The organism is Enterobacter ludwigii, assembly GCA_023023105.1.
Classification (GTDB): Bacteria; Pseudomonadota; Gammaproteobacteria; order Enterobacterales; family Enterobacteriaceae; genus Enterobacter; species Enterobacter adelaidei.
Genome location: CP083824.1, coordinates 1,070,499 through 1,094,848 on the forward strand (window position 1 = coordinate 1,070,499; position 24,350 = coordinate 1,094,848).

24 protein-coding genes and 1 other RNA gene are annotated in these 24,350 nt (G+C 54.6%); 16 read left to right on the forward strand and 9 right to left on the reverse strand.

Translation table 11 applies throughout. The annotated features are described in order from the left end of the window. Positions 1-44: 44 nt before the first annotated feature. Together queC and LCD46_05000 are read right to left on the reverse strand one after the other, a co-directional pair. A complete protein-coding gene (gene queC / locus LCD46_04995) occupies positions 45-740 on the reverse strand; it encodes a 7-cyano-7-deazaguanine synthase QueC (GenBank protein UOY71690.1) in 696 nt (231 codons plus the stop codon). A 65-nt stretch (positions 741-805) separates the two neighbouring features. Beyond that, entirely contained in the window at positions 806-2,506 is a 1,701-nt protein-coding gene (locus tag LCD46_05000) for an SgrR family transcriptional regulator (protein UOY71691.1), read from the reverse strand. 101 nt (positions 2,507-2,607) lie between these two features. On the opposite strand from LCD46_05000, the gene cof reads away from it, so the two are divergent. Further along, a complete protein-coding gene (cof, locus tag LCD46_05005; GenBank protein UOY71692.1) occupies positions 2,608-3,426 on the forward strand; it encodes an HMP-PP phosphatase in 819 nt (272 codons plus the stop codon). Positions 3,427-3,466: 40 nt separating this feature from the next. On the opposite strand, the gene LCD46_05010 is transcribed toward cof, so the two are convergent. Further along, entirely contained in the window at positions 3,467-4,513 is a 1,047-nt protein-coding gene (locus LCD46_05010) for a PLP-dependent cysteine synthase family protein (GenBank protein ID UOY71693.1), read from the reverse strand. A 115-nt stretch (positions 4,514-4,628) separates the two neighbouring features. On the opposite strand from LCD46_05010, the gene LCD46_05015 reads away from it, so the two are divergent. From LCD46_05015 to amtB, 5 genes are all read left to right on the forward strand, one after another. Beyond that, complete coding sequence (locus tag LCD46_05015; GenBank protein UOY71694.1) at positions 4,629-5,087, forward strand: Lrp/AsnC family transcriptional regulator; 459 nt, start codon at positions 4,629-4,631, stop codon at positions 5,085-5,087. 30 nt (positions 5,088-5,117) lie between these two features. Then, a complete protein-coding gene (locus LCD46_05020) occupies positions 5,118-6,890 on the forward strand; it encodes a SmdA family multidrug ABC transporter permease/ATP-binding protein (protein UOY71695.1) in 1,773 nt (590 codons plus the stop codon). After that, positions 6,883-8,664: a SmdB family multidrug efflux ABC transporter permease/ATP-binding protein gene (locus LCD46_05025; protein UOY71696.1), complete on the forward strand. Its 1,782-nt coding sequence runs from the start codon at positions 6,883-6,885 to the stop codon at positions 8,662-8,664. The genes LCD46_05020 and LCD46_05025 overlap by 8 nt, the downstream gene beginning before the upstream one ends. Before the next feature lie 221 nt (positions 8,665-8,885). Continuing rightward, positions 8,886-9,224, forward strand: a complete 339-nt coding sequence (glnK, locus tag LCD46_05030; GenBank protein ID UOY71697.1) for a P-II family nitrogen regulator — start codon at positions 8,886-8,888, stop codon at positions 9,222-9,224. Positions 9,225-9,259: 35 nt separating this feature from the next. Beyond that, positions 9,260-10,549, forward strand: coding sequence for an ammonium transporter AmtB (amtB, locus tag LCD46_05035; protein UOY71698.1), 1,290 nt, complete (start codon positions 9,260-9,262; stop codon positions 10,547-10,549). 96 nt (positions 10,550-10,645) lie between these two features. Here the strand turns inward: amtB and tesB are convergent, their stop codons facing one another. After that, positions 10,646-11,506: an acyl-CoA thioesterase II gene (tesB, locus tag LCD46_05040; protein ID UOY71699.1), complete on the reverse strand. Its 861-nt coding sequence runs from the start codon at positions 11,504-11,506 to the stop codon at positions 10,646-10,648. A gap of 203 nt (positions 11,507-11,709) precedes the next feature. On the opposite strand from tesB, the gene LCD46_05045 reads away from it, so the two are divergent. Next, the gene (locus LCD46_05045; protein UOY71700.1) at positions 11,710-12,237 is read left to right on the forward strand and encodes a YbaY family lipoprotein; all 528 of its coding nucleotides are present in this window, start codon (positions 11,710-11,712) and stop codon (positions 12,235-12,237) included. A 33-nt stretch (positions 12,238-12,270) separates the two neighbouring features. On the opposite strand, the gene LCD46_05050 is transcribed toward LCD46_05045, so the two are convergent. Beyond that, positions 12,271-12,582 (reverse strand): MGMT family protein, encoded by a 312-nt coding sequence (locus LCD46_05050; GenBank protein ID UOY71701.1) that lies wholly within the window; start codon positions 12,580-12,582, stop codon positions 12,271-12,273. Between the two features lie 169 nt (positions 12,583-12,751). On the opposite strand from LCD46_05050, the gene ffs reads away from it, so the two are divergent. From ffs to LCD46_05065, 3 genes are all read left to right on the forward strand, one after another. Then, positions 12,752-12,848, forward strand: an RNA gene (ffs, locus tag LCD46_05055) — signal recognition particle sRNA small type. Positions 12,849-13,109: 261 nt separating this feature from the next. Continuing rightward, positions 13,110-13,361, forward strand: a complete 252-nt coding sequence (locus tag LCD46_05060; GenBank protein UOY71702.1) for a hypothetical protein — start codon at positions 13,110-13,112, stop codon at positions 13,359-13,361. Then, a complete protein-coding gene (locus tag LCD46_05065; GenBank protein UOY71703.1) occupies positions 13,358-13,573 on the forward strand; it encodes a hypothetical protein in 216 nt (71 codons plus the stop codon). The genes LCD46_05060 and LCD46_05065 overlap by 4 nt, the downstream gene beginning before the upstream one ends. Positions 13,574-13,652: 79 nt before the next feature. Here LCD46_05065 and LCD46_05070 read toward each other — a convergent pair whose 3' ends face one another. Then, positions 13,653-15,074, reverse strand: coding sequence for a PLP-dependent aminotransferase family protein (locus LCD46_05070; protein ID UOY71704.1), 1,422 nt, complete (start codon positions 15,072-15,074; stop codon positions 13,653-13,655). 87 nt (positions 15,075-15,161) lie between these two features. Between LCD46_05070 and LCD46_05075 the strand changes: the two genes are divergently transcribed. From LCD46_05075 to LCD46_05085, 3 genes are all read left to right on the forward strand, one after another. Beyond that, positions 15,162-15,773: a hypothetical protein gene (locus LCD46_05075; protein UOY71705.1), complete on the forward strand. Its 612-nt coding sequence runs from the start codon at positions 15,162-15,164 to the stop codon at positions 15,771-15,773. 77 nt (positions 15,774-15,850) lie between these two features. Beyond that, on the forward strand, positions 15,851-16,921 hold the full coding sequence (locus LCD46_05080; protein ID UOY71706.1) for a LacI family DNA-binding transcriptional regulator: 1,071 nt from the start codon (positions 15,851-15,853) through the stop codon (positions 16,919-16,921). A gap of 104 nt (positions 16,922-17,025) precedes the next feature. Beyond that, entirely contained in the window at positions 17,026-20,115 is a 3,090-nt protein-coding gene (locus LCD46_05085; GenBank protein ID UOY71707.1) for a beta-galactosidase, read from the forward strand. A gap of 39 nt (positions 20,116-20,154) precedes the next feature. Here the strand turns inward: LCD46_05085 and LCD46_05090 are convergent, their stop codons facing one another. Next, complete coding sequence (locus LCD46_05090) at positions 20,155-20,994, reverse strand: nickel/cobalt efflux protein RcnA (protein UOY71708.1); 840 nt, start codon at positions 20,992-20,994, stop codon at positions 20,155-20,157. 136 nt (positions 20,995-21,130) lie between these two features. Here LCD46_05090 and LCD46_05095 point away from each other — a divergent pair, with 136 nt between their 5' ends. Beyond that, the gene (locus LCD46_05095) at positions 21,131-21,403 is read left to right on the forward strand and encodes a metal-sensing transcriptional repressor (GenBank protein ID UOY71709.1); all 273 of its coding nucleotides are present in this window, start codon (positions 21,131-21,133) and stop codon (positions 21,401-21,403) included. Here LCD46_05095 and LCD46_05100 read toward each other — a convergent pair. Beyond that, positions 21,396-22,961 carry an EAL domain-containing protein gene (locus tag LCD46_05100; GenBank protein ID UOY71710.1) on the reverse strand — a complete coding sequence of 522 codons (1,566 nt, stop codon included), beginning with the start codon at positions 22,959-22,961 and terminating at the stop codon, positions 21,396-21,398. The genes LCD46_05095 and LCD46_05100 overlap by 8 nt on opposite strands. Positions 22,962-23,182: 221 nt before the next feature. Between LCD46_05100 and LCD46_05105 the strand changes: the two genes are divergently transcribed. Continuing rightward, positions 23,183-23,443, forward strand: a complete 261-nt coding sequence (locus LCD46_05105) for a type B 50S ribosomal protein L31 (protein UOY71711.1) — start codon at positions 23,183-23,185, stop codon at positions 23,441-23,443. 2 nt (positions 23,444-23,445) lie between these two features. After that, complete coding sequence (gene ykgO / locus LCD46_05110) at positions 23,446-23,586, forward strand: type B 50S ribosomal protein L36 (protein UOY71712.1); 141 nt, start codon at positions 23,446-23,448, stop codon at positions 23,584-23,586. Here ykgO and LCD46_05115 read toward each other — a convergent pair. Next, positions 23,583-24,293, reverse strand: a complete 711-nt coding sequence (locus LCD46_05115; protein UOY71713.1) for a GNAT family N-acetyltransferase — start codon at positions 24,291-24,293, stop codon at positions 23,583-23,585. The two genes, ykgO and LCD46_05115, sit on opposite strands and share 4 nt — an antisense overlap. Positions 24,294-24,350 lie beyond the last annotated feature (57 nt).

The window sequence follows — 24,350 nt, forward strand, 5'->3', positions numbered from 1 at the left end:
CTGTGCTGTCGACGCTCATTCGTCGACAGCACGGTGAAGTAACTCTATTTCAGTCCGGTTTTTTTCTGCATCGCGGCCATTACGCCGGCCTTATCGGCCAGGTAGTGATTAAGCCCGTTAGCGCGCAGGTTGCAGGCAGCGCACTGACCGCAACCATCGCCTTTGATACCGTTATAGCAGGTGAGGGTTTCACTGCGAACCAGGTCCAGTTTGCCCCAGTAGTCCGCCAGTGCCCAGGTCTCTGCTTTATTCAGCCACATCAGTGGTGTTTCAAAGCGCGTCTCTTTCGCCATCCCAAGATTGACCGCGTGGTTTAGTGCCTTCACGAACTCGTCACGGCAGTCCGGGTAGCCAGAGAAGTCGGTCTCACATACGCCGGTGATCACCGCTTCGGCTTGCACCTGGTAAGCATAAATCGCCGTCAGGGTCAGAAAAAGAATATTACGGCCAGGAACAAAGGTATTTGGGATACCGCTGGCGTCAGGTACATAGTCAGGTACAGGAATACTGTCGCGTGTGAGGCTACTGACGGCGAGTTCATTTAACAGCGTAACGTCCAGCACCTTGTGCGCGCGTGCGCCCAGTTTCAGAGCCAGTTCACGCGCAACGTCGATTTCAGCGCGATGGCGTTGACCGTAATCGAAAGTGACACAGTGAACTTCATCATACTGATGAAGGGCCTGAACCAGGCAGGTAGTAGAATCTTGTCCTCCGCTGAACACGACGACGGCACGTTTCATAAATCATCTCGATAGTTACGATAAAACGTTATGTTACCGCCTGACCACGACGGCGACCAGCTTCTTCACGATTTGGGGGCGGGCAGCCAGGCTTCGGTAAAATCAAACCAGCCGCGAGTGTTGAGCCGAATACCGTTGACCCCTGGCGGGGCGCTGATCTGGTATTGATAGTTGAACAGTGGCGTTAGTACAGCTTTTTCCATGAGCTGTGAGAAAATGGCTTTGAGCCCGGCATGTCTGGCCTGTTCGTCGGTCTGGGTCTGTACGGCGTCCAGAGTGGCCTGCAGATGGGCAAATTGCGGCGCGTTCAGCAGGTGTGCCCATAAGACGTCACAGCGCAGCCATTGTTCAAGCGTATATTCCGGCGCTTCGCCAATCAGTCTGTCCCCCATCATGATGTCAGCATCAGCAAGATTTTGGCATCCGTCCCAGGTTTTCGCATCGTAAAAGATGACCGTAAGCTCACAGCCCTGTTGCGCAAGATACAGTTTTAGTTGGCTTGCCATCGTATGTAACTCGACGGGCAAATGGTAAGCCAGTATTAATTTTTCCGGCAGAGGTACATTCGTTAATTCAGGCCACTTTGGGATCGTCCAGCCGGGGAGTAACTCCTCTGTCGGGGTAATCAACCCTTCATCCAGTGGAAGCGTATGCAGAAGCGTTGAGAGATGGATGATATTGATGAGCCGCCGAGCCTGCATTTCACTCAGGCGCGGGCTTTGCTTCAGGGTGAGATAACAAAAACCCAGACTGGTGCTGTTAGTGACCAGACGCAGGCGCTCCAGTTCATCCGGCTCGCCAATGGCGATCTGCACCGGATGGCGACAGCTGGTACCTAACCCATAGTCAAACAGCGACGGTGTTATCCAGTATTCGATAGCTTTAAGCAATGGATGGCTGAGATGGTACTGTTCGTGGCTTTCAAGGCGCACCAGGTCGGGGTCGTACACGCTGAGTCTGAAGGGGCCGCTACCCGTCATCGGCTGGTCGGGATGCGCAAGCCGGCTACAGTAGGTTGTCAACCGGTGCGCCAGCCAGAAGTCCGGTTGATGCAGGATAAAGGTCAGGCACTGGGGATGGGTGACTTCAATATGTAAGACGCTCTGGAACAACTTACGCAAGGAAGGCAGGGCAAGCAGTGCCATCAGGCTTTGTTGAAGCTGCATGGTTTCGACCTTATCACCGTTATGCCAGTGTAGCGTTGAGCGAATATAAAAATGCCAGCGCAAACCGTCCTCTGACACTTCCCAGTGATGGGCAAGATCGCCAGCTGGTTCACTGCTGTTGCCGTGAAAGCGTGTTAACCCGGAAAAAACCTGTCCTGCCAGGTGCTGTTCTGCCCGGCCGGGTAAAAAACCCGGATGAAGGGGATCCAGTGAGCGGTAATAGGGAATGCGCAGCGTCGGCGTATCGTTTTGCCACTGTCCGCCTAAGAACGGATGCAGCAATGAACGTAACTCTTGTGGCGCAAGCTGGGCCAGCTCAAGCGCATTGTGCTGCTGTCCATGCTTCAGAGCCTCTTCCATCATCGCATTGCGCAGTGACTCCGGGGTGACATGGAACGTCAGTTCACCGCGCTTTCCGCGACCAGACTGCGCACGCCAGGTAAGCCATCCCGCGTCATGAGCCTGACGCAGCAGCGTTCGAACATGTCTTTCACTACAGAAACAGCGGGTGGCCAGTTCGCTGATGGTGACGTGTTGTGTCGCGCCAGCGGAAGGCTGCCACAAACGGTGATACTGGTTGAGTCGGTTGAGCTGGCGCATGAGAAACCCGGAACAATATTTGTCATCTATTCACTATTACTTCCGTATATCTCACGTAATACTGAAGCACAAGTTAACCGCATCACACTTCAGGAGTAATCATGGCTCGGCTCGCTGCATTTGATATGGACGGTACGCTGTTAATGCCGGATCACCGTTTAGGGGAGAAAACCCTGAATACGCTGAAGCGTCTGCACGAGTGTGATGTCACTCTGACGTTTGCCACCGGTCGCCATGTGCTGGAGATGCGCCATTTACTGGGGGCGTTTTCCCTGGACGCTTTTCTGATCACGGGCAACGGGACGCGCATTCATTCCGTGGAAGGGGACGTTCTGCACCGTCAGGATCTTAACCCGGAAGTGGCGGATATCGTGCTACACAGTACCTGGGATACGCAGGCCAGCCTCCATGTTTTTAACGATAACGGCTGGTTTACCGGGCGTGAAATACCGGAGCTGTTGCATGCGCATGTCTACAGCGGTTTTAAATATCAGCTTATCGATCTGCGTCGGATCCCTGCCCATGCGGTGACCAAAATCTGTTTTTGTGGCGATCATGACGATCTCTGTCGCTTGCGCATTCAGTTAAATGAGTCTCTGGGAGACAAGGCGCACCTGACCTTCTCGGCGGTGGATTGCCTGGAAGTGCTCCCCGTTGGCTGTAACAAAGGTTCTGCCCTGGCGGTACTGAGTGACCACCTGGGCTTCACACTGCAGGATTGTATGGCGTTTGGCGATGCCATGAATGACCGCGAGATGCTGGGCAGCGTAGGTCGCGGTTTGATAATGGGGAATGCGATGCCGCAGCTAATTGCAGAACTTCCTCATCTGCCTGTTATCGGGCATTGCGGTAACGAAGCGGTGTCCCATTTTTTGACGCATTGGCTGGACAACAACAACCTCCCATATTCCCCCGAATAGTGAGACCCTTCCAGCAAGCCAGACTTCGGTCTGGCTTTTTTTATTTCACCAGCTGTGCAATTTGCGCTTTCCAGGGCTCAATATCGCCGATATTTGCCTGCACCCATTGCGCATTGTAATAGGTCTCAAGGTAGCGCTCGCCGCTGTCGCAGAGCAGGGTGACGATGGATCCTGTTCGACCCTCTTCACGCATGCGTACCGCTAGCTGCAGGGCTCCCCACATATTGGTCCCGGTAGAAGCGCCGACTTTGCGGCCAAGCTGGGTCTCCAGCCAGTGCGCGGTGGCGACACTTGCGGCATCCGGCACGCGCAACATCTCATCCACCACATCCGGGATGAACGACGGTTCCACGCGTGGGCGGCCAATCCCTTCAATTTTACTGCCCACCGGGCTGCGCAGGCCGATATCGCGGTTCTGCCAGTAGTCGAGGAACACGGAGTTTTGCGGATCAACCACCATTAGTTGGGTGTCGTAGCCCTGGCAGCGGATATAACGCCCGATGGTGGCGGAGGTGCCGCCCGTCCCGGCGCTCATCACAATGTATGAGGGAACGGGATGCGGCTCGTGGGACATCTGACGGAAAATACTGTCGGCGATATTGTTATTACCGCGCCAGTCGGTGGCTCGTTCCGCAAAGGTGAACTGATCCATGTAGTGGCCGTTCAGCTCGCGTGCCAGCATTTCAGATGCCGCGTAGATTTCACAGGCGCTTTCCACAAAGTGGCATCGTCCGCCGTAGAATTCGATCTGTTCAATTTTACGTTTCGCCGTGCAGGAAGGCATCACGGCGATGAAGGGTAAACCCAGCAGGCGGGCAAAATAGGCTTCAGACACCGCCGTTGAACCGGATGAGGATTCAATGATGGTGGTACCTTCTTTAATCCAGCCGTTACATAAACCGTATAAAAACAGTGAACGCGCCAGGCGATGCTTCAGGCTACCGGTAGGATGGGTGCTTTCATCTTTCAGATAGAGCTGAATACCGTCAAATCCCGGCAGGGAAAGTCGAATCAGGTGCGTATCCGCCGAGCGCTGATAGTCGGCATTGATTTCGCTGATGGCATGTTTAACCCAGGAGCTATTCATCGTAGTTATCCGTTTGTCATTTTGTGCCCAGCATAGCGAAAAGCACAGAAAAAATTGTTGCTATCTGGCCTTTAAAATAGAATGAAGGGAGAAAAATTTTCTCTGTGAGGTGGGTATGCTAGATAAAATTGACCGCAAGCTTCTTTCACTGCTGCAAAGTGACTGTACCCTCTCTTTGCAGGCGCTGGCAGATGCCGTTAATCTGACCACCACACCGTGCTGGAAGCGCCTCAAGAAGCTTGAAGATGACGGCATTCTTCTGGGACGCGTCGCGTTATTAGATCCCGAAAAACTGGGGCTTGGGTTAACGGCATTTGTGCTGATTAAAACCCAGCATCACAGCAGCGAGTGGTATTGCCGTTTTGTCACTCAGGTTTCTGACATGCCTGAGGTGCTCGGTTTCTGGCGTATGGCCGGAGAGTACGATTACCTGATGCGCGTTCAGGTAGCTGACATGAAGCGCTATGACGATTTTTACAAACGACTGGTGAACAGCGTGCCGGGCTTGTCGGACGTCACCTCGAGCTTCGCCATGGAACAGATTAAATACACCACAGCACTACCTATTGAATAACTTCGTAAAATACCTTCAGGAACAAACCGCGTGCGATTATTTGCCCAATTAAGCTGGTACTTTCGTCGGGAGTGGCAACGCTACCTCGGTGCAGTAGCCCTGCTTATTATCATTGCCATTCTGCAGCTGATCCCGCCGAAGGTGGTGGGCTACGTCGTGGATGGCGTCACCGAACAGCATTACACCACCGCACGGGTGTTGATGTGGGTTGGCACGCTTGTGCTGACGGCCGTCATTGTCTATCTGCTGCGCTACGTCTGGCGCGTGCTCCTTTTTGGCGCTTCCTATCAGCTGGCCGTTGAGCTGCGTGAAGATTTTTACCGCCAGCTGAGCCGACAACACCCAGAGTTTTATCTGCGACATCGCACCGGGGATCTCATCGCACGCGCGACAAACGACGTCGATCGTGTGGTGTTCGCCGCAGGAGAAGGGGTGTTAACGCTGGTGGATTCTCTGGTCATGGGGTGCGCGGTCCTGATTGTGATGTCGACCCAGATCAGCTGGCAGCTCACCCTGCTGGCATTGTTGCCGATGCCGCTGATGGCACTGGCGATCAACCGTTTTGGTGAGCAACTGCATGAGCGCTTTAAGCTGGCGCAGGCGGCGTTCTCTTCACTGAACGACCGTACGCAGGAGAGTATGACCAGCATCCGTATGATTAAAGCCTTTGGTCTGGAGGACCGGCAATCAGCACTGTTTGCCGCCGATGCCGCAGACACGGGGGCGAAGAACATGCGCGTCGCGCGAATTGATGCGCGTTTTGACCCGACAATCTATGTCGCGATCGGTATGGCAAACCTGCTGGCTATTGGTGGGGGGAGCTGGATGGTGGTACAGGGCTCGTTAACCCTGGGACAATTGACCAGCTTTGCGATGTACCTGGGGCTGATGATTTGGCCGATGCTGGCATTGGCCTGGATGTTTAACATCGTGGAGCGCGGCAGCGCCGCCTACAGCCGTATTCGCGCCATGCTGGCCGAAGCACCGGTGGTGAATGACGGCAACCAAGCCGTACCGGAAGGGCGCGGTGTCATAAATGTTGACGTCCGTAAGTTTGTTTATCCGCAAACGGAACATCCGGTACTGGAGAACGTTAGTTTTACGCTCAAGCCTGGTCAGATGTTGGGCATTTGTGGCCCAACAGGTTCTGGCAAAAGTACCGTGCTCTCACTGATTCAGCGCCACTTTGACGTCACGCAGGGCGATATTCGCTTCCATGATATTCCCCTGACGCAACTGCTGCTGGACGACTGGCGAGGTCGTCTGGCGGTCGTCAGCCAGACGCCGTTTTTATTTTCGGACACGGTAGCAAACAATATCGCCCTCGGACGCCCGTCGGCGACGCAGGAAGAGATTGAACATGTGGCGCGTTTAGCCAGCGTACATGATGATATTTTGCGTCTGCCGCAGGGCTACGAAACGGAGGTCGGGGAACGTGGCGTCATGTTGTCCGGAGGACAAAAGCAGCGAATCTCAATTGCCCGCGCGCTGCTTCTCAATGCCGAAATCCTGATTCTGGATGATGCGCTTTCCGCTGTGGATGGGCGTACCGAGCACCAGATCCTGCATAACCTGCGCCAGTGGGGCGACGGACGTACGGTGATTATCAGTGCCCACCGTTTGTCGGCGTTGGCGGAAGCCAGCGAAATTTTAGTGTTGCAGCATGGGCACATTGCCCAGCGCGGGCAGCATGAAAAACTGGCTGAGCAATCGGGCTGGTATCGCGACATGTATCGTTATCAACAGCTTGAAGCGGCGCTGGATGATGCCCCGGAGCAGGATACGGAGGCCGCTAATGCGTAAATTTGGCTCGATGTGGCCGACGCTAAAACGTCTGCTGGCCTACGGTTCACCGTGGCGAAAACCGCTGTCTGTTGCCGTGCTGTTGCTCTGGATTGCGGCGATTGCTGAAGTCAGCGGTCCACTGCTTATTAGCTATTTCATCGACAATATGGTTGCCAAAAGCTACCTGCCTCTGGGGCTGGTGGCGGGCCTGGGTGTGGCTTACGTTGGCTTACAGCTGACGGCGGCGGGGCTTCATTATGCCCAGTCGTTGCTGTTTAACCGTGCAGCCGTGGGGGTCGTGCAGCAGTTGCGTACTGATGTCATGGACGCTGCGCTGCGCCAGCCGCTCAGCGAGTTTGATACCCAGCCAGTCGGGCAGGTGATTTCGCGCGTGACCAACGATACGGAGGTGATCCGCGATCTGTACGTCACCGTGGTGGCAACCGTCCTGCGCAGCGCGGCGCTGATTGGCGCGATGCTGGTGGCGATGTTCAGCCTCGACTGGCGTATGGCACTGGTGGCGATCACCATCTTCCCGGCGGTGTTGATTGTGATGGTTATCTATCAACGTTACAGCACACCCATTGTGCGTCGGGTGCGAGCCTATCTGGCCGATATTAATGATGGCTTCAATGAAGTGATCAACGGCATGAGCGTCATCCAGCAGTTCCGCCAGCAGGCACGTTTTGGCGAGCGGATGGGCGAAGCCAGTCGTTCACACTATATGGCGCGTATGCAGACGCTGCGGCTTGACGGTTTCCTGTTACGCCCGCTGTTGAGCCTCTTCTCCGCGCTGGTGCTCTGTGGTCTGCTCATGCTGTTTGGCCTGACCACTCACGGAACCATTGAGGTTGGGGTCCTGTATGCTTTTATCAGCTACCTTGGCCGCCTTAACGAACCGTTGATTGAGCTTACGACACAGCAGTCGATGCTCCAGCAGGCCGTCGTGGCAGGGGAGCGAGTGTTCGAGTTGATGGACAGACCACGTCAGACCTACGGCAACGATGACCGCGCGCTGCAAAGCGGGGCCATTGCCTTTGATAACGTCTCGTTTGCTTATCGCGAAGACCGGCTGGTATTGCAGGACATCACGCTGGATGTCCCGTCGCGGGGCTTTGTTGCGCTGGTGGGGCATACCGGCAGCGGTAAGAGTACGCTCGCAAGCCTGTTGATGGGTTACTACCCGCTAAGCCAAGGTGAAATTCGCCTCGACGGACGCCCGCTCGCGTCTCTCAACCATAATGTGTTACGTAAAGGCGTTGCAATGGTGCAGCAGGATCCGGTCGTGATGGCGGATACCTTCTACGCCAACGTGACGCTGGGTCGGGACTATACCCATGAACAGGTCTGGGAGGTGCTGGAGAAAGTGCAACTGGCAGAGTTGGCTCGTGGGTTCAGCGACGGGATCAATACGAAGCTGGGTGAGCAGGGGAACAATCTCTCTGTTGGGCAAAAACAGCTTCTGGCGCTGGCGCGGGTACTGATTGAAACGCCGCAAATTTTGATTCTGGACGAAGCAACGGCCAGTATTGATTCCGGTACCGAACAAGCTATCCAGCAGGCACTTGCCGCCGTGCGTGACCATACGACGCTGGTGGTAATTGCCCACCGCCTTTCCACGATTGTTGAGGCGGATACTATTCTGGTGCTGCACCGTGGACAAGCCGTTGAGCGCGGTACACACCGGGAGTTGCTGGAAGCAAAAGGGCGCTACTGGCAGATGTACCAGTTGCAACTGGCAGGCGAAGAGCTGGCTGCCAGCGTGCGCGAGGAAGAGTCACTGAGCGCCTGACGCACCAAAATGAGGCGGCGCACTAACAGTCATTCCTGTTGGTGCAAAACTGAAACGCACCGTGCACCGGCATGGTGCGTTTTTTTTTCACCCGTTTGTTGATCAAGGCCGCGTAACGCTCCTTGCACCGCGATTCACCCTGTTTTTCATTTCTGGCACACCCCTTGCAATATCCTCTGCGTTAGCTGCGGCCATTACCGAATTCTGACTGGAGGGGATCTATGAAGCTGGTTACGGTTGTAATCAAACCATTCAAACTCGAAGACGTGCGTGAAGCGTTGTCTTCAATGGGTATTCAGGGACTGACTGTCACCGAAGTGAAAGGCTTTGGTCGTCAGAAAGGTCATGCCGAGCTTTATCGCGGGGCGGAATACAGCGTTAACTTCCTGCCAAAAGTAAAAATTGATGTCGCGATTGCTGATGACCAGCTTGATGAAGTCATCGATGTGATCAGCAAAGCGGCCTACACCGGCAAAATTGGCGACGGCAAAATTTTCGTTGCCGAACTGCAGCGCGTCATTCGCATCCGTACCGGCGAATCTGACGAAGCGGCACTGTAAGTAACTCCTGGCACACAGTGATAGGGATCGAGAAAATGAAGATAGCAACACTTAAAACGGGTCTGGGTTCGCTGGCACTGCTGCCGGGCCTGGCGCTGGCTGCTGCTCCTGCGGTGGCAGACAAAGCCGATAATGCCTTTATGATGATCAGCACCGCGCTGGTGCTGTTCATGTCAATTCCGGGCATTGCGCTGTTCTACGGTGGCCTGATCCGTGGCAAAAACGTTCTCTCCATGCTGACGCAGGTTGCCGTGACGTTTGCACTGGTCTGCGTGCTATGGGTGGTTTACGGTTACTCGCTGGCCTTCGGCACCGGCAACGCCTTCTTTGGCAACTTCGATTGGGTGATGCTGAAAAATATTGAGCTGACCGCGCTGATGGGCAGCTTCTACCAGTACATCCATGTTGCTTTCCAGGGCTCGTTCGCCTGTATTACCGTGGGGCTGATTGTGGGCGCGCTGGCTGAACGTATTCGCTTCTCTGCGGTGCTGATTTTTGTCGTGGTCTGGCTGACGCTCTCCTATGTGCCAATTGCACACATGGTCTGGGGCGGTGGTCTGCTGGCAACGCACGGTGCGCTGGACTTCGCGGGCGGTACCGTTGTACACATCAACGCCGCGGTAGCGGGTCTGGTAGGGGCCTACCTGATTGGCAAACGTGTTGGCTTCGGTAAAGAGGCGTTCAAACCGCACAACCTGCCGATGGTCTTTACGGGTACTGCGATCCTCTACTTTGGCTGGTTCGGCTTCAACGCCGGTTCGGCAAGTGCCGCGAACGAAATTGCTGCACTGGCTTTCGTGAACACTGTAGTGGCTACGGCGGGTGCAATCCTCTCCTGGGTATTTGGTGAGTGGGCGGTGCGCGGTAAACCTTCCCTGCTGGGTGCCTGTTCAGGGGCGATTGCCGGTCTGGTTGGCATCACGCCAGCGTGTGGTTATGTAGGTGTAGGCGGTGCGCTGCTGGTCGGCCTGGTGTCCGGTCTGGCGGGTCTGTGGGGCGTGACTGCACTGAAACGTATTCTGCGCGTTGATGACCCTTGCGATGTGTTTGGTGTACACGGCGTGTGCGGCATCATCGGTTGTATCATGACAGGTATCTTCGCCGCGAAATCTCTCGGTGGCGTGGGTTATGCAGAAGGCGTCACCATGGCTCATCAGCTGCTGGTACAGCTGGAAAGTATTGCTATCACCGTTGTGTGGTCTGCTGTAGTGGCCTTCATTGGCTATAAACTGGCGGACATGACGGTTGGTCTGCGCGTACCGGAAGAGCAGGAGCGCGAAGGTCTGGACGTCAACAGCCACGGCGAGAATGCGTATAACGCGTAATAAACAGCAAAACGGCAACCTCAGGTTGCCGTTTTTAGTGTGTATTCCCTCTCCCCGTGGGAGAGGGTCAGGGTGAGGGCATCAGGCCGCACATAATCACCCGCGATTACGCATCACCCCTTCCTGTACCGTCGAGGCCACCAGCACGCCATCCTGGGTATAAAACTCCCCACGTACAAACCCGCGCGCGCTTGACGCTGACGTACTCTCCACGCTGTAGAGCAACCACTCATTCATGTTGAAAGGACGGTGGAACCACATGGAGTGATCAATCGTCGCAACCTGCATCCCTTTTTCCAGGAACCCGACGCCGTGCGGCTGCAGCGCCACCGGCAGGAAGTTGAAATCAGACGCATAACCCAGCAAATACTGATGAACGCGGAAGTCTTCTGGCACATTACCGTTAGCCCGGATCCAGACCTGGCGCGTCGGCTCGGCGGTGTGACCTTTCATCGGGTTATGGAACTCGACGGGACGGATCTCAAGCGGCTTGTCACAGAGGAACTTCTCTTTGACCTGCGGTGGAAGCAGATGCGCCAGCGCGCGGGCGATGTCTGTTTCAGATTTCAGCTCGTCGGGTACCGGGGCCGGAGGCATCGCCTTCTGGTGCTCATATCCGGTTTCAGGTGCCTGGAAAGAGGCGGTCATGTAAAAGATTGGCTTACCGTTCTGAATGGCTGCTACGCGGCGCGCGCTGAAACTGTTGCCATCTCGCAAGACTTCGACGTCATAAACAATCGGTTTTGCGCTATCGCCAGGGCGTAAGAAGTAGCTGTGGAATGAATGCACCAGACGGTCTGCCGGGACAGTCTCCTTTGCAGCGTACAGCGCTTGTCCAACGACTTGCCCGCCGAAGACCTGGCGTAAGCCCAAATCTTCGCTCTGTCCGCGAAAGAGTCCTTCCTCAATTTTTTCCAGATTCAGTAATGTCAGCAGATTGTTCAGTGCCTGACTCATAGTTGTCCTCAATAAACGCCGTAGCGAAAGATAGGCAGAGTATAACGCAGAAATGAAAGTGGTCCGATGGGTAGAATAATCTGAATATCGGGACGATCTCAGGCATTAATCAGTGATCTGTGCCACACTTGAATACGTTATGTGATTGAAACGACATCGGATGGGATCGATCCCGCTGGTGCATTGATGATAAGGAGACTTCAATGAAACTCGTGCCCATGCTAAGTGGTGTAGCTATTGCGGTGGCGTTGTCCGCCTGTGCCGGTAAGAGCGCCCAGGTGCCAGTGCCAGCAGCAGACCCAAACGGGATTAATACCCTTTCTCAGCAATCCATTCAGCAGCCTAACGTTTCCGGTACCATCTGGATTAAACAGAAAGTGGCCTTACCGCCGGATGCGGTGTTAACGGTAACCCTGTCTGATGCTTCTCTGGCAGACGCGCCGTCGAAAGTGCTGGCGCAGCGTGCCGTCCGTACTGAAGGTAAGCAAGCACCGTTTAGCTTCGTGTTGCCGTACAACCCATCAGACGTGCAGCCTAATGCCCGTATCCTGCTGAGCGCTGCGGTAACCATTAACGGTAAGCTGGTCTTTATCACCGATACGGTCCAGGAAGCGATTAACAACGGTGGGACCAAAGTTGACCTGAACCTGGTGCCGGTGCAGCAGACCGAAGTCCCGGTTGCTCCGCAGACCAATCAGCCTTCCCTGCCAACCCCACCGACGCAGATGTAATTTCTGCATTGCCCCTCTCCTTCGGGAGAGGGGTCAATATACCCAGCGATACTTCTGTAAATCGATCTGCCCTGACCCCGACACCTGCACACCTTCTGAGAGTAATGCCTGACGTTGACGCTGGAGATCCGGACCCGTCAGCGAGATGACACCATGACGGTTCACCACCCGGTGCCAGGGCAACGTACTGCCTTCCGGCAGTCGTTTCAGGACACCGCCCACCTGCCGCGCTGCACGCGGGGAGCCCGCCAGACGCGCGACATCACCATAGGTGGTAACATAGCCTTCCGGAACAGAGGCCACGATTTGCCATACACGCTGTGGAAATGAGTCGTGTTCGTCCATACGTTCACCTGCGGGATTTACTGGACAGTCATGTTAAACGAAGATCGTCAGGATTGCTGCGCCAGTTTGCGCAAGAAACCAGCATCCGGTTCCTGGCAGCTTGCAATTGGGCGTTAGCACAGGGATAATGCGCCAGCGCGTTGGTTATCAACGCTCTCAATGGGGGCTCTGTTGGTTCTCCCGCAACGCTACTCTGTTCACCAGGTCAGGTCCGGAAGGAAGCAGCCAGGGCAGACGACGTGTGTGCCGGGATGTAGCTGGCAGGGCCCCCACCCATTTGTGGCTCCGCAAGACTTACCCTGCTTCTCCTTCCCCTTAAACGGTTAGTCCACAATATTAGTACGCCTATATCGTGTAATATATATTTCATTGTATTGAAATATTATTGTCATAAACCTGTAATAATAGACTGTCATTTTATCATTGGATGTCTATTTTCTTCCATAACTCAAAAAAATATATATCTGGATAACATTGTTAACTTCGTGTATTAAATAAAACACTTATTCCGAAGGGAAGTGACAAACATGGCTACTGCGGTATTAAACGTTAAAATTGATGGCACGCTAAAAGAAAGACTTCGTCACTATGCGGAAGTGAATAACGAGAATTTAAGCGTGACGACAGAGAAACTGCTGCTGCTGGCATTTGAAGCAGTAGAAGAGGCGGGAGTATCGGAAGAGGATATTGATAATCAGCATACGGAAGAAGAGAGTGTTTCTCCTTTTACTCCTAAAGAAATCAAAGCTCTACGTAAACTTCTGAAGAAGAGAAAATGAAACAACAACTGTCTACTGCCAGTGACTACAAAGAGGCCTGCGATTTGTTGCGTTCAGGCTACGTGAAGCATGTACGTCTTGGCTGGAATGTCGGTAGTGATGAGTTCTTTCGTATTGCGTCTGACTGGTGCGATACCGGCGCAAAAATAAAGAAAGACGGTGAAAACTTCGTTATTTCACTGAAAGGCTTTCCTATTCCTCCTCAGCACTAAATCCTGACAGGTGAAAACTGCTGACTGCATGTATTACAGTCAGCAGTTTTTATTTTATGATCAACTTCAAGTTTTTATATTACACCAGACTGCGTTTTACTGATGGCGCGTTTTTATTCAGGGAGAGCCAGAGTGGCTTAATCCTCAGTAAAGCCTGTTCAAGCTCTGTCGGTTCGAGCGAAAAAGGCATACGTAAATAGCGATCAAACGCCCCCGATAAGCCAAACCGTGTACCGGTCCCCAGGTTGATCCCTAGTATTTCCGCTCGTGCGGCTAGCTGTGTTGCCTGCATACCAGGCAGTTCGATCCAGTATGAGAGTCCACCTTCCGCTTCATGAAATTTCCATTCCGGGAAATGTTCGCGCAACAGTTCACCGCATCGATCGCGTCGTTCTGCCAGCATCTTGCGACGAGCGGGCAGAAAACGATCGCTATTGTCGATAAGCCACAGTGTCGCCAGCTGCTCCAGCAGCTGTGAGCCTAAATCCAGGGTATCTCGCGTCTGAGCAAGTGTCGCGATGGTGCGCGAAGAGGCGCGGATCCAGCCTAGACGCAGTCCTCCCCAGAAACTTTTTCCGGCAGAACCTAGCGTGATTACGTTGGCTTGCGGGTTAAACGATGCCAGCGGCGGCGGCGGCGGTGAGTCAAACCAGAGATCGACCATCGTTTCATCCACCACCAGCGCCGTGCGGGTTTGCGCGGCGATATCGGTTATTGCCTGACGGGTCGCGATATCCATACATCGCCCGGTCGGGTTATGAAAGTCTGGCATCAGATACGCCAGACGAGGCGCCGTCTGGGCAAGCGTTGCCGCAAAGCCATTCGTATCCCAGCCGGTTTCCGGCAGTGAGACCCCCACGGGCCGACACTGTGCCCCCTTAATGGCGGCAATCGCCAGCGGATAGGTGGGATGATCGACCACGACACGATCCCCCGGCCCGGTCATCATCCGCAGTACCAGCGCAAAACCACTGACGGCACCATTAACCACCATCACCTCGTCCGCCCTGGTCGGAAGACCACGCGCGGTATAGCGTGCAGCGATGGCTTCCCGCAGTGACGGCAGCCCAAGCTGATCGTAACCCGTCAGCGAGAGATGCTGGGTAATGGCCGTGAGCGCATGGGTATAAGCCTGGTGGATCTCTGGCCCGGCATTGAGCGCGGCAGTGGAGAGATCCAGCGCGGCGCTTGCCGCTGAAAGTGTTGGAACGGCGCGCGTATCCGGGAGGATCACGCGCGATCCGCTTCCGTGGCGGCTTTCGAGGTATCCCTCTTCGCGCAGATGGGCGAGGGCGCTGCTGATAGTCGTCCGGCTCACATCCAGCGCGGTGGCCAGTTCCCGTTCGCCTGGTAGCCGCGTATTCAGTGCCAGTCTGCCATCAAGGATTAACAGACGCAGCGCGTCGGCCAGCTGACGCCAGAGTGGGGTGCGGGATGAGGTTTGCTGCCAGTGGCCTAAAAGACGTACCAGAGACTGGCTTCCGAAGCGACGTGATGACATATGCAGTCCACTATTTGAAAACTGGACATTAATCATAGTGCCATTTTAGGTCAGGATGAAAGTCTGGTTCACTGGAGAAGATAAAAAATGGTACGTCGTCTGCTACAACTTTATGTTGGTTTAGGGCTGTATGGGCTTTCAACCGCGATGTTTATTCGTTCTGATCTGGGTGTTGATCCATGGGATGTTTTCCACCTTGGAGTAGGGATACAACTGGGGATGACTATCGGGACGGTGATCATTGTGACCGGCGCTGCGGTGCTGCTGCTGTGGATCCCCCTGCGTCAGATGCCGGGTCTTGGCACAATCAGTAACGTGATTTGTATCGGTCTGGCGGCGGACGCCAGCATGGCGCTTATCCCGGAACTTGATTCCTTATCTATTCGAATCGCTTTTCTGGTGTCGGGCATCGTGATGAACGCGATTGCGACCAGCATGTACATCGGTGCGGGTTTCGGGCCTGGCCCACGCGATGGTCTGATGACGGGTATTCATGCTCGTATGGGGTGGTCAATTCGCAGCGTGCGTACGTCAATTGAAGTGTCTGTTCTGCTGATTGGGTGCGTGCTTGGCGGCACTTTTGGTGTGGGAACCGTCTTGTATGCCCTGACCATTGGCCCGCTTATCCAGCTCTGTCTGCCCTGGTTCCGCCAGAAGCCGCGCATTGAGAAAGTACCTCAGCCGGAACGGGTTGTTTAATTTTGCGAAGCGCTCACATGCTTTAACGGCGTCGCTGTGCCAGAATAGAAGCTTCTAAAATTGCGACGCCAGAATGCATGAAAGCAATCACTCTCTATGATGTTGCCCTCCTTGCGGGGGTTTCTTATCAGACCGTGTCCCGCGTCATTAACGATGCGGAACATGTCTCTGCCCGTACGCGGGAAAAGGTGCAGCAGGCGATGGCGGAGCTGCACTACGTTCCTAACCTTCGGGCACAGCAGCTGGCGGGTAAACGCATCCGTACGCTGGGCTTCATCACTACCGACCTGGCCCTGCACGCGCCTTCGCAAATTGTGTCGGCGGTAAAATTGCGTGCGTCGGAACAGGGGGCGAGCGTCCTTATTTCCATGGTTGAGCAACCGCAGCAGTGTCAGAGCGCACTTCAGGCGTTGCTGGCGCAGCGCGTGGAAGCGCTACTGGTGAATGTTCCGCTTGACGATCGTCTCGCTGAACAGCTCAGGGCGCTGGCGTCACCCGTCCCGGTGCTGTTCATTGATGTATCCCCTGCAGCGCAGGTGAACAGCCTGGTGTTTAATGCCGCGCAGGGGGCACGTCTGGGCGTTGAGCATTTACTTTCATTAGGGCATCAACGCATTGCCCTGCTGAGCGGACCGGAAAGCTCGGTTTCTGCGCGGGCGCGTCTGGCGGGTTGGAAAGCTACGCTGGCAGAGGCTGGCCTTGAACCCATCGCGTTGGCATACGGTGACTGGAGTGCGGCTTGTGGATATGAGAAAGGACATCTGCTGTTATCGGCGGTGGAATTACCTGATGCCATTCTGGTAGCGAACGATCAAATGGCGCTCGGAGTAATGCGTGCCTGCGCAGAAAAGGGGATATCCATTCCCGGCCAGATATCCGTGGTTGGATTTGACGATACCGCAGACAGCGCCTGGTTTTCCCCGCCGCTGACAACCGTTCGCCAGGCGTTTCGTGAGGCGGGAGAGCAAAGTGTGGAGTGGCTGCTGGCGCCCACTCAGGGAGAAGAGTGCTGGCAGGTTCAGTTGCCTGTTACGCTGGTGACTCGTCATTCCAGCGCGCGCCGTGTGCCGCAGCAGGCAGAATATGAGGATCTCGCGCAGCAGCTCAGAAGCCTGGCGCTACGGGCTGAACAACTTGCCCGTAAATAAGACTTTTGTGATCTGACTCGCTACCCCACGATCGAACACTTTACCGTAACCCAGTGGCAGGGCATGTTAAGCAAAATTGTGAGCGCTTCGCAAAAGAGGTTGATATGCCCAACACACTATCGCTGACTCTCAGCGCAATTCTGGCCCGTCGGGACTGGGAAAACCCAGGGGTAACCCAGTGGAACCGCCTGGCCGCACACGCGCCGTTACACAGTTGGCATCATGAACAACCTGCCCGGGATGATGCCGCATCTCTCAGCAAACGCTCCCTTAACGGGGAATGGCAATTTAGCTACTTTCCAGCGCCGGAGCAGGTTCCCCAAAAATGGGTGACAGAAGATTGCGCGGATGCTGTCACGATGCCCGTACCGTCTAACTGGCAGATGCAGGGTTTTGACACCCCCATCTACACCAACGTCACTTATCCAATACCTGTTAACCCACCTTTCGTTCCACAGGAAAACCCGACCGGTTGTTATTCGCTCACATTTGAAGTGGATGACGCCTGGCTGCAGAGCGGGCAAACCCGGATTATCTTTGACGGCGTGAACTCGGCGTTTCATCTGTGGTGCAACGGGCAGTGGATGGGGTATTCACAGGACAGCCGACTCCCCGCCGAATTTGATCTCTCGGCGGTATTACGCCCCGGACAAAACCGGTTGGCCGTTATGGTATTGCGCTGGTGCGACGGGAGTTATCTGGAAGATCAGGACATGTGGCGCATGAGCGGCATTTTCCGCGATGTGTCGTTGCTGCATAAACCCGAGACGCATATAGCTGATTATCAGGTGGCGACAGACCTGAACGCAGAGTTGGACCGCGCAGTGCTGAAGGTCGACGTCCAACTGGCAGGCGCTGGTTTTGCAGACTGCGAGGTGGCCTTTACCCTGTGGCGTAAGGGGGAAAAATGCGTCAGCGCAACCCAGTGCCCCGGGTCTGCTATTGTGGACGAGCGCGGCAGCTGGGCCGAGCGTTTAACGGTAGCCATTCCCGTTGATGCCCCGGCGTTATGGAGTGCTGAAACGCCGGAGCTGTATCGCCTGACGATCGCGCTTCGGGATGCGCAGGGCAACGTGCTGGAGATTGAAGCCTGCGATGTTGGCTTCCGCCGCGTTGAAATCAGCAACGGTCTGCTGAAACTCAACGGTAAAGCGCTGCTGATCCGCGGGGTAAACCGGCATGAACATCATCCGGAAAATGGCCAGGTGATGGACGAAGCGACGATGCGGCGCGATATCGAAATCATGAAGCAGCACAACTTCAACGCTGTGCGCTGCTCGCACTACCCAAACCATCCGCTGTGGTACACGTTATGCGACCGCTACGGGCTATATGTCATTGACGAAGCTAATATCGAAACCCATGGCATGGTGCCGATGAGTCGCCTCGCAGACGATCCGCGCTGGTTGCCTGCTATGAGCGAGCGTGTGACCCGCATGGTGCAGCGCGATCGTAATCATCCCTCAATTATCATTTGGTCGCTGGGCAATGAGTCCGGGCACGGTGCAAACCACGACGCACTGTATCGCTGGGTGAAATCCACGGATCCAACGCGCCCGGTACAGTATGAAGGTGGCGGCGCGAACACAGCCGCGACCGATATTGTTTGCCCGATGTACGCCCGGGTCGATCAGGACCAGCCTTTCCCTGCTGTACCCAAATGGTCAATCAAGAAATGGATCGGCATGCCGGATGAAACGCGTCCGCTGATCCTCTGCGAATATGCCCACGCGATGGGGAACAGCTTCGGTGGGTTCGCGAAATACTGGCAGGCGTTTCGCAGCCATCCTCGCCTGCAGGGTGGCTTTGTCTGGGACTGGGTCGATCAGGCCCTGACGAAAAAAGATCAAAATGGCAACACGTTCTGGGCGTACGGCGGGGACTTTGGCGATAAACCGAATGACCGTCAGTTCTGCCTGAATGGTCTGGTGTTTCCCGATCGCACGCCACATCCGGCGCTGTATGAGGCGCAGCGTGCGCAGCAGTTTTTCACGTTTACGTGGGTGAGTTCGTCACCGCGGGTGATTGCGGTGCGAAGCGACTATCTGTTCCGCCATACCGATAACGAAGTGCTGAAATGGACGATTGCCCGGGATGGGAACGTACTGGACGCGGGCGAGGTCACACTCGCTGTTGCTCCTGGAGAGACTCAGCATGTGGAAATCGATCTTCCGGAGATCAAGCCAGAACCGGGTGAAGTTTGGCTGAATGTCGAAGTATTTCAGCCGCGGGCAACACCGTGGTCACCGGCAGATCATCGCTGCGCGTGGGAACAGTGGCCGCTTCCGGCTCCGCTGTTTATCTCTCCGCCAGCTCCCGCGGGTGTGGCTCCTGTTTTGACGCAAAACGATCGTATGCTTGAAATCACGCATCAGCAACAACGCTGGCAGTTCGACCGCCAGTCCGGGAACCTGACGCAATGGTGGCGTAATGGTGTTGAAACGCTGATTTCACCTGTGACGGATAACTTCAGCCGTGCACCGCTGGACAATGACATTGGTGTGAGTGAGGCGACGCGGATCGATCCGAATGCCTGGGTTGAGCGCTGGAAAGCGGCGGGTATGTACGATCTTACTTCGCGCGTTCTGCAGTGTGGCTCAGAGCAGCACGCGGGTGAGGTGGTGGTCACCACCCTGCATGCCCTGGAGTTTCACGGCAAAGCGCTGTTCCTGAGTCGTAAAATCTGGCGGGTGGATGACCGGGGCGTGCTGCACGGTGACATTCAGGTCGATATTGCGTCTGATATCCCGGAACCCGCGCGGATTGGCCTGAGCGTTCACCTCGTCGAAACGCCGGAAAACGTTCACTGGCTGGGGCTGGGACCGCACGAAAACTACCCGGACAGAAAGCTGGCGGCCCAGCAGGGGCGCTGGACACTACCACTGGAGGCGATGCACACACCGTATATTTTCCCTACAGAAAATGGTTTGCGCTGCGATACCCGTGAAGTTGTGCTGGGAAGGCACCAGTTAAAGGGTCGGTTCCATTTCTCCGCGAGCCGCTACAGCCAACAGCAGCTGCGTGAGACAACCCACCATCATTTGTTGCGTGAGGAGCCTGGTTGCTGGCTCAATCTCGATGCGTTCCATATGGGCGTGGGCGGCGACGATTCCTGGAGCCCCAGCGTCTCACCGGAATTCATTCTGCAGAGGCGCCAGCTTCGCTATACCTTCAGCTGGCAGCAGAACTCTTAACTGACCATGAAGATGCGGCCACAGAGCGTGGCCGCAGTCTTACGCCAGAATGCCGCTCAGGCCATGCAGGCTCATGTAAATCCCTACTATGGTAATCAGCGCAGCGGAGATCCATGGCGCTTTACGGGAGAATTCGCTAAACCCGGGCCAGCGTTTGGTCGCGTGCTTGAGGCTTAAGGCGGCAATTGCGCCGGAAGCCACCAGCGTGATCGCCAGGCCAATGCTGAAACTGAACACCAGCGTTGCGCCGAGGGCAAAATGCTTCAGCTGCAGGCAGATCAGCAGGACAGTTATTGATGCTGGGCAGGGGATAAGCCCCCCGGTCAGGCCAAACATCGCGATCTGCCCGGTGGTGACGTTTTGACCGTTGAAACGTCGGTTAATATCCTGTGCGTGTGCCCGTTGATGGGCGTCCTGCCACTCCTCCTCAACCAGTTGATGTCCATGGTGGTGATGCTCATGATGGTGGTCATGGTCATGGTCATGGTCATGGTCATGGTCATGGTCATGGTGGTGATCGTGATGATGATCGTGCGGCTGACTCTCTTTCCAGGTTCGCCAGGCCATCCACAAGGCGATTGCTATGATCAATACCCCGGAGATCAGCTGGAACCAGGGTTCGGACGTGTGTGCATCCCATCCCTGACCAAACCATAAACCAGCCATGGCAATGATCCAGACCACCGCCGTGTGGGAAAGTGTTGCCGACAGACCGAGCATCACAGCCTGTTTCATCGTACCGCGGATTGCCACGATAAAGGCGGCCATCATCGTTTTTGAGTGGCCCGGTTCGAGGCCATGCAGCGCGCCGAGCAGGATAGCGCTGGGGACAAACAGCCAGGCGTTGCCCTGTTGCAGGAGTGAAGCAAAATCGTTCATCGAAGATTCCGGAATGGAAAGCGAGATCAAATACTACTCCCCCCCAGTAGATTAATACTACCCCCCAGTAGAAAAATACTCAGGGGGAGTAGAGCGTGATATGCTTTAAACGTCAAAAAAGAGAAGGGATCACCAGATGTCACATACCGTTCGCGACAAGAAAATGTTATTGACTCGCCTGAAGAAAATTCAGGGGCAGAGTAACGCCCTGGAGAAAATGCTGGACAGTGATCACGAATGTGCCGAGGTGCTACAACAGCTGGCGGCGATCCGTGGAGCGGTTAACGGCATGATGATGCAGGTGATCGAAGGGCATTTAACCGATCACGTGGTGAAAGAGCCCGAAGAAGCAAAGCGTGAAGCCGATCTTGGCGTGGTGTTACAGGTGATCAAATCCTACCTTAAGTAGAATGCATCCTGAGGTTATTTTCAGCCCAAAAAATAAATTCTGCTTTTGGCAGTGCCTTACTGTAGTACCATCCCTGACCATACTGCACCCCGTGGCGGTGCAGCCATGCGAGCTGCCCAGCTGTCTCAATCCCTTCCGCAACCATCGCCAGCTTCAGCGATTTCGCTATTTCAATAATGTGCGGGGTGACGTTTTTGTACTCCAGTGCATCCACAAACGATTTATCAATTTTTAGCGTATCGACATCAAGATCCTGCAGATAGCTCAGGCTGGAATAGCCAGTACCAAAATCATCAATATAGATAGAGTGCCCTGAACGACGGAAGGCGGCGATGGCTGGCGCGCTGATTTTAGGGTCGGCAAAGCCACGTTCGGTTAACTCAAGGGCGATTTGTTTCGGATGGACTGCCCACTTATTCAGTAATTGACCCAGCAGTGGTGGCAGATCGCCGGAGGTCAAATCCGCAGGCGCGAGGTTGATGGAGATATGCTGTTCCTCGTGAAGGTGCAGCCAGTTGCCCATATCTTCGAATACTTTTTCGATAACTAACTGGGTCAGCTGCGAGATGAGCCCGGTTTGCTCAGCAAGTGGAACAAAAATATCTGGCGCGAGAATGCTCCCGTCTGGCTGAGGCCAGCGTGCCAGCGCCTCAGCACCCACAATTTTTCCGCTACAGAGTGCCACAATGGGTTGATAGTGAATCACAATGTCGCGGCTGTTAATGGCGTCAAGCAGGCGATTGCGCGGCGACTGGATACGGCGCAATACGCGCAAGACGAAGAACGCGGCAAGCAGGCTTATCAGTATGCCGAAAGGTAGCCAGAAAATAAGCTGCTGGTGCCAGGTTTCAGCCAGTGGCTTGAGTGCAGCCCAGGCCACGATCGTAAACCCTAACTCAGGCACCGGCTTCATGATGTACATTGACCCGTTGTACTGAATGCTGGTGACCTTCTGACCCATAACCATGTTACGGATATGCGGATCAAGTTTGTTACTTCTGGCAAAAATGAGATGTGTTTTATGCCCCACCAGGGAGGCATTGATCGTGAGCTGACTGAAAGGGATTACATCGACAAGCGAGGCGGGATCAATCAGTACAAGGTAATGGCCTTTCCCCATGACAGCCATATAGCGGTTAAAGCCGAGATCGTTTTGTGTGGTTAGCCATGTGCTGTAACCATCTTCTGTAATACGCATCGGAGGGGGAAAAGAGACCGCTTTGCTGGTTTGCTCCAGGGAGGAGCAGAGGGGCTTAAGATTGTCGACATAGATAACTTCCTGGACATAACGCCACGAGAAAGCGGACCGGCGCATTTCCATTAAATGCGTAGGGCTACAGGGGACTCCCTTAAAGGCCTGCAAATGATTTAGCGCCTCTTTTGCCTGCTCCATAACCATGTCAGTACGTACCAGTACACGTGAGGCATACCTGTCCAGCGCATCGACAAATTTTTCTTCCGCCTGGCGGTGCGCCAGCCAGATGCTAAGGCAAATGGGGATCAACACAGAAAAGATAAGTACACCAGTCACCAGACTGACCATATGCCGGGTTTTCATGCTGTCGTTTCCTTCCTCATATGCCCGTTCCTGGGTACAGAGTTCCCTGCCTGAAGAGAAAGATTTTACCGCGAAATGATGTAGTTATAGCACGTGTGTAGCCTGGTTTTCATTTTATCTAAGGCAAATCAGAAAATAGCATCAGGATAGAGGGGGGTTGTTATTTCATCAGAGCTTCGATATCATTTTGTTATGTTATAACAAAACAAGAAGAGCTTACGATGAAACCAGATATCCATCCCGCCTATCGCACCGTGGTTTTCCACGATACCAGTGCCAATGAGTACTTTAAAGTTGGCTCGACCATAAAGACCGACCGCGAAATTGAACTCGACGGTGAAACCTATCCCTACATCACTATTGAGGTCTCTTCAAAATCGCATCCGTTCTATACCGGCAAGCAGAAAACGTTCTCTACGGATGGCAGCGCGGCACGCTTCCGCAAGCGTTTTGGTGGTTTTCTTAATGCGAAGCGGGGCTAACTATGCAGGTACTTAACTCATTACGTAGTGCGAAACAGCGTCACCCGGATTGCCAGATAGTCAAACGCAAGGGACGCTTATATGTGATTTGCAAATCTAACCCGCGCTTTAAGGCGGTTCAGGGACGTAAAAAAAGACGCTAGATGCGTGTTTCTCGCCAACTTTCCAGGGATCTTTTCTGTTTGCCATCGGCAGTAAAATTGTCGATGGCAAGCCACCCTTCAAAGGCCTTCGCCAGCGCCGGCCACTCTTTGTCGAGTATCGAAAACCAGTCGGTATCCCGGTTATGACCTTTTGTGACCAGCGCCTGGCGAAAACGCCCCTCAAACTGAAAACCAAGACGCAGTGCCGCTTTGCGCGAAGGTTCGTTCAGACTGTTACATTTCCACTCATAACGGCGGTAGCCAAGAGTATCGAACACGTACTGCATCAGCAGATATTGCGCTTCTGTTGACTCTGGCGTGCGGCTTAACAGTGGGGAGAAATGAACGTGTCCCACTTCCACTACACCGTTTTTAGGATCGATCCGCATCAGGGCCAGTGTTCCGACAGGAGACTCTGTGTGGTTATTAATTACGGTAAAGTGAATGGGATCGGATAATTCACACACGCTCGCCACCCACCCGGCAAACTCACCCGCCGAGGCATCTGGCTCCCGTAGCAGCCATGTCCAGCTGCGGGTATCTTCGGCCCGGGAATAAGCGTTGAACAGTGCGTCGGCATGCTCCACTCGCAGAGGCTCAAGCCGACAATAGCGCCCCTGAAGGACGACCCGAGACGGGTGCTGACGAGGTTGCCAGTCGATAAGAGGTTCACCCACTGGCTGACCAAACTGATTGAATGTCTTCATCTTAATGTCCGTGACGTTGAAAAGAGTTCCAGACTAGTGAGTTACTGGTTCCATAAA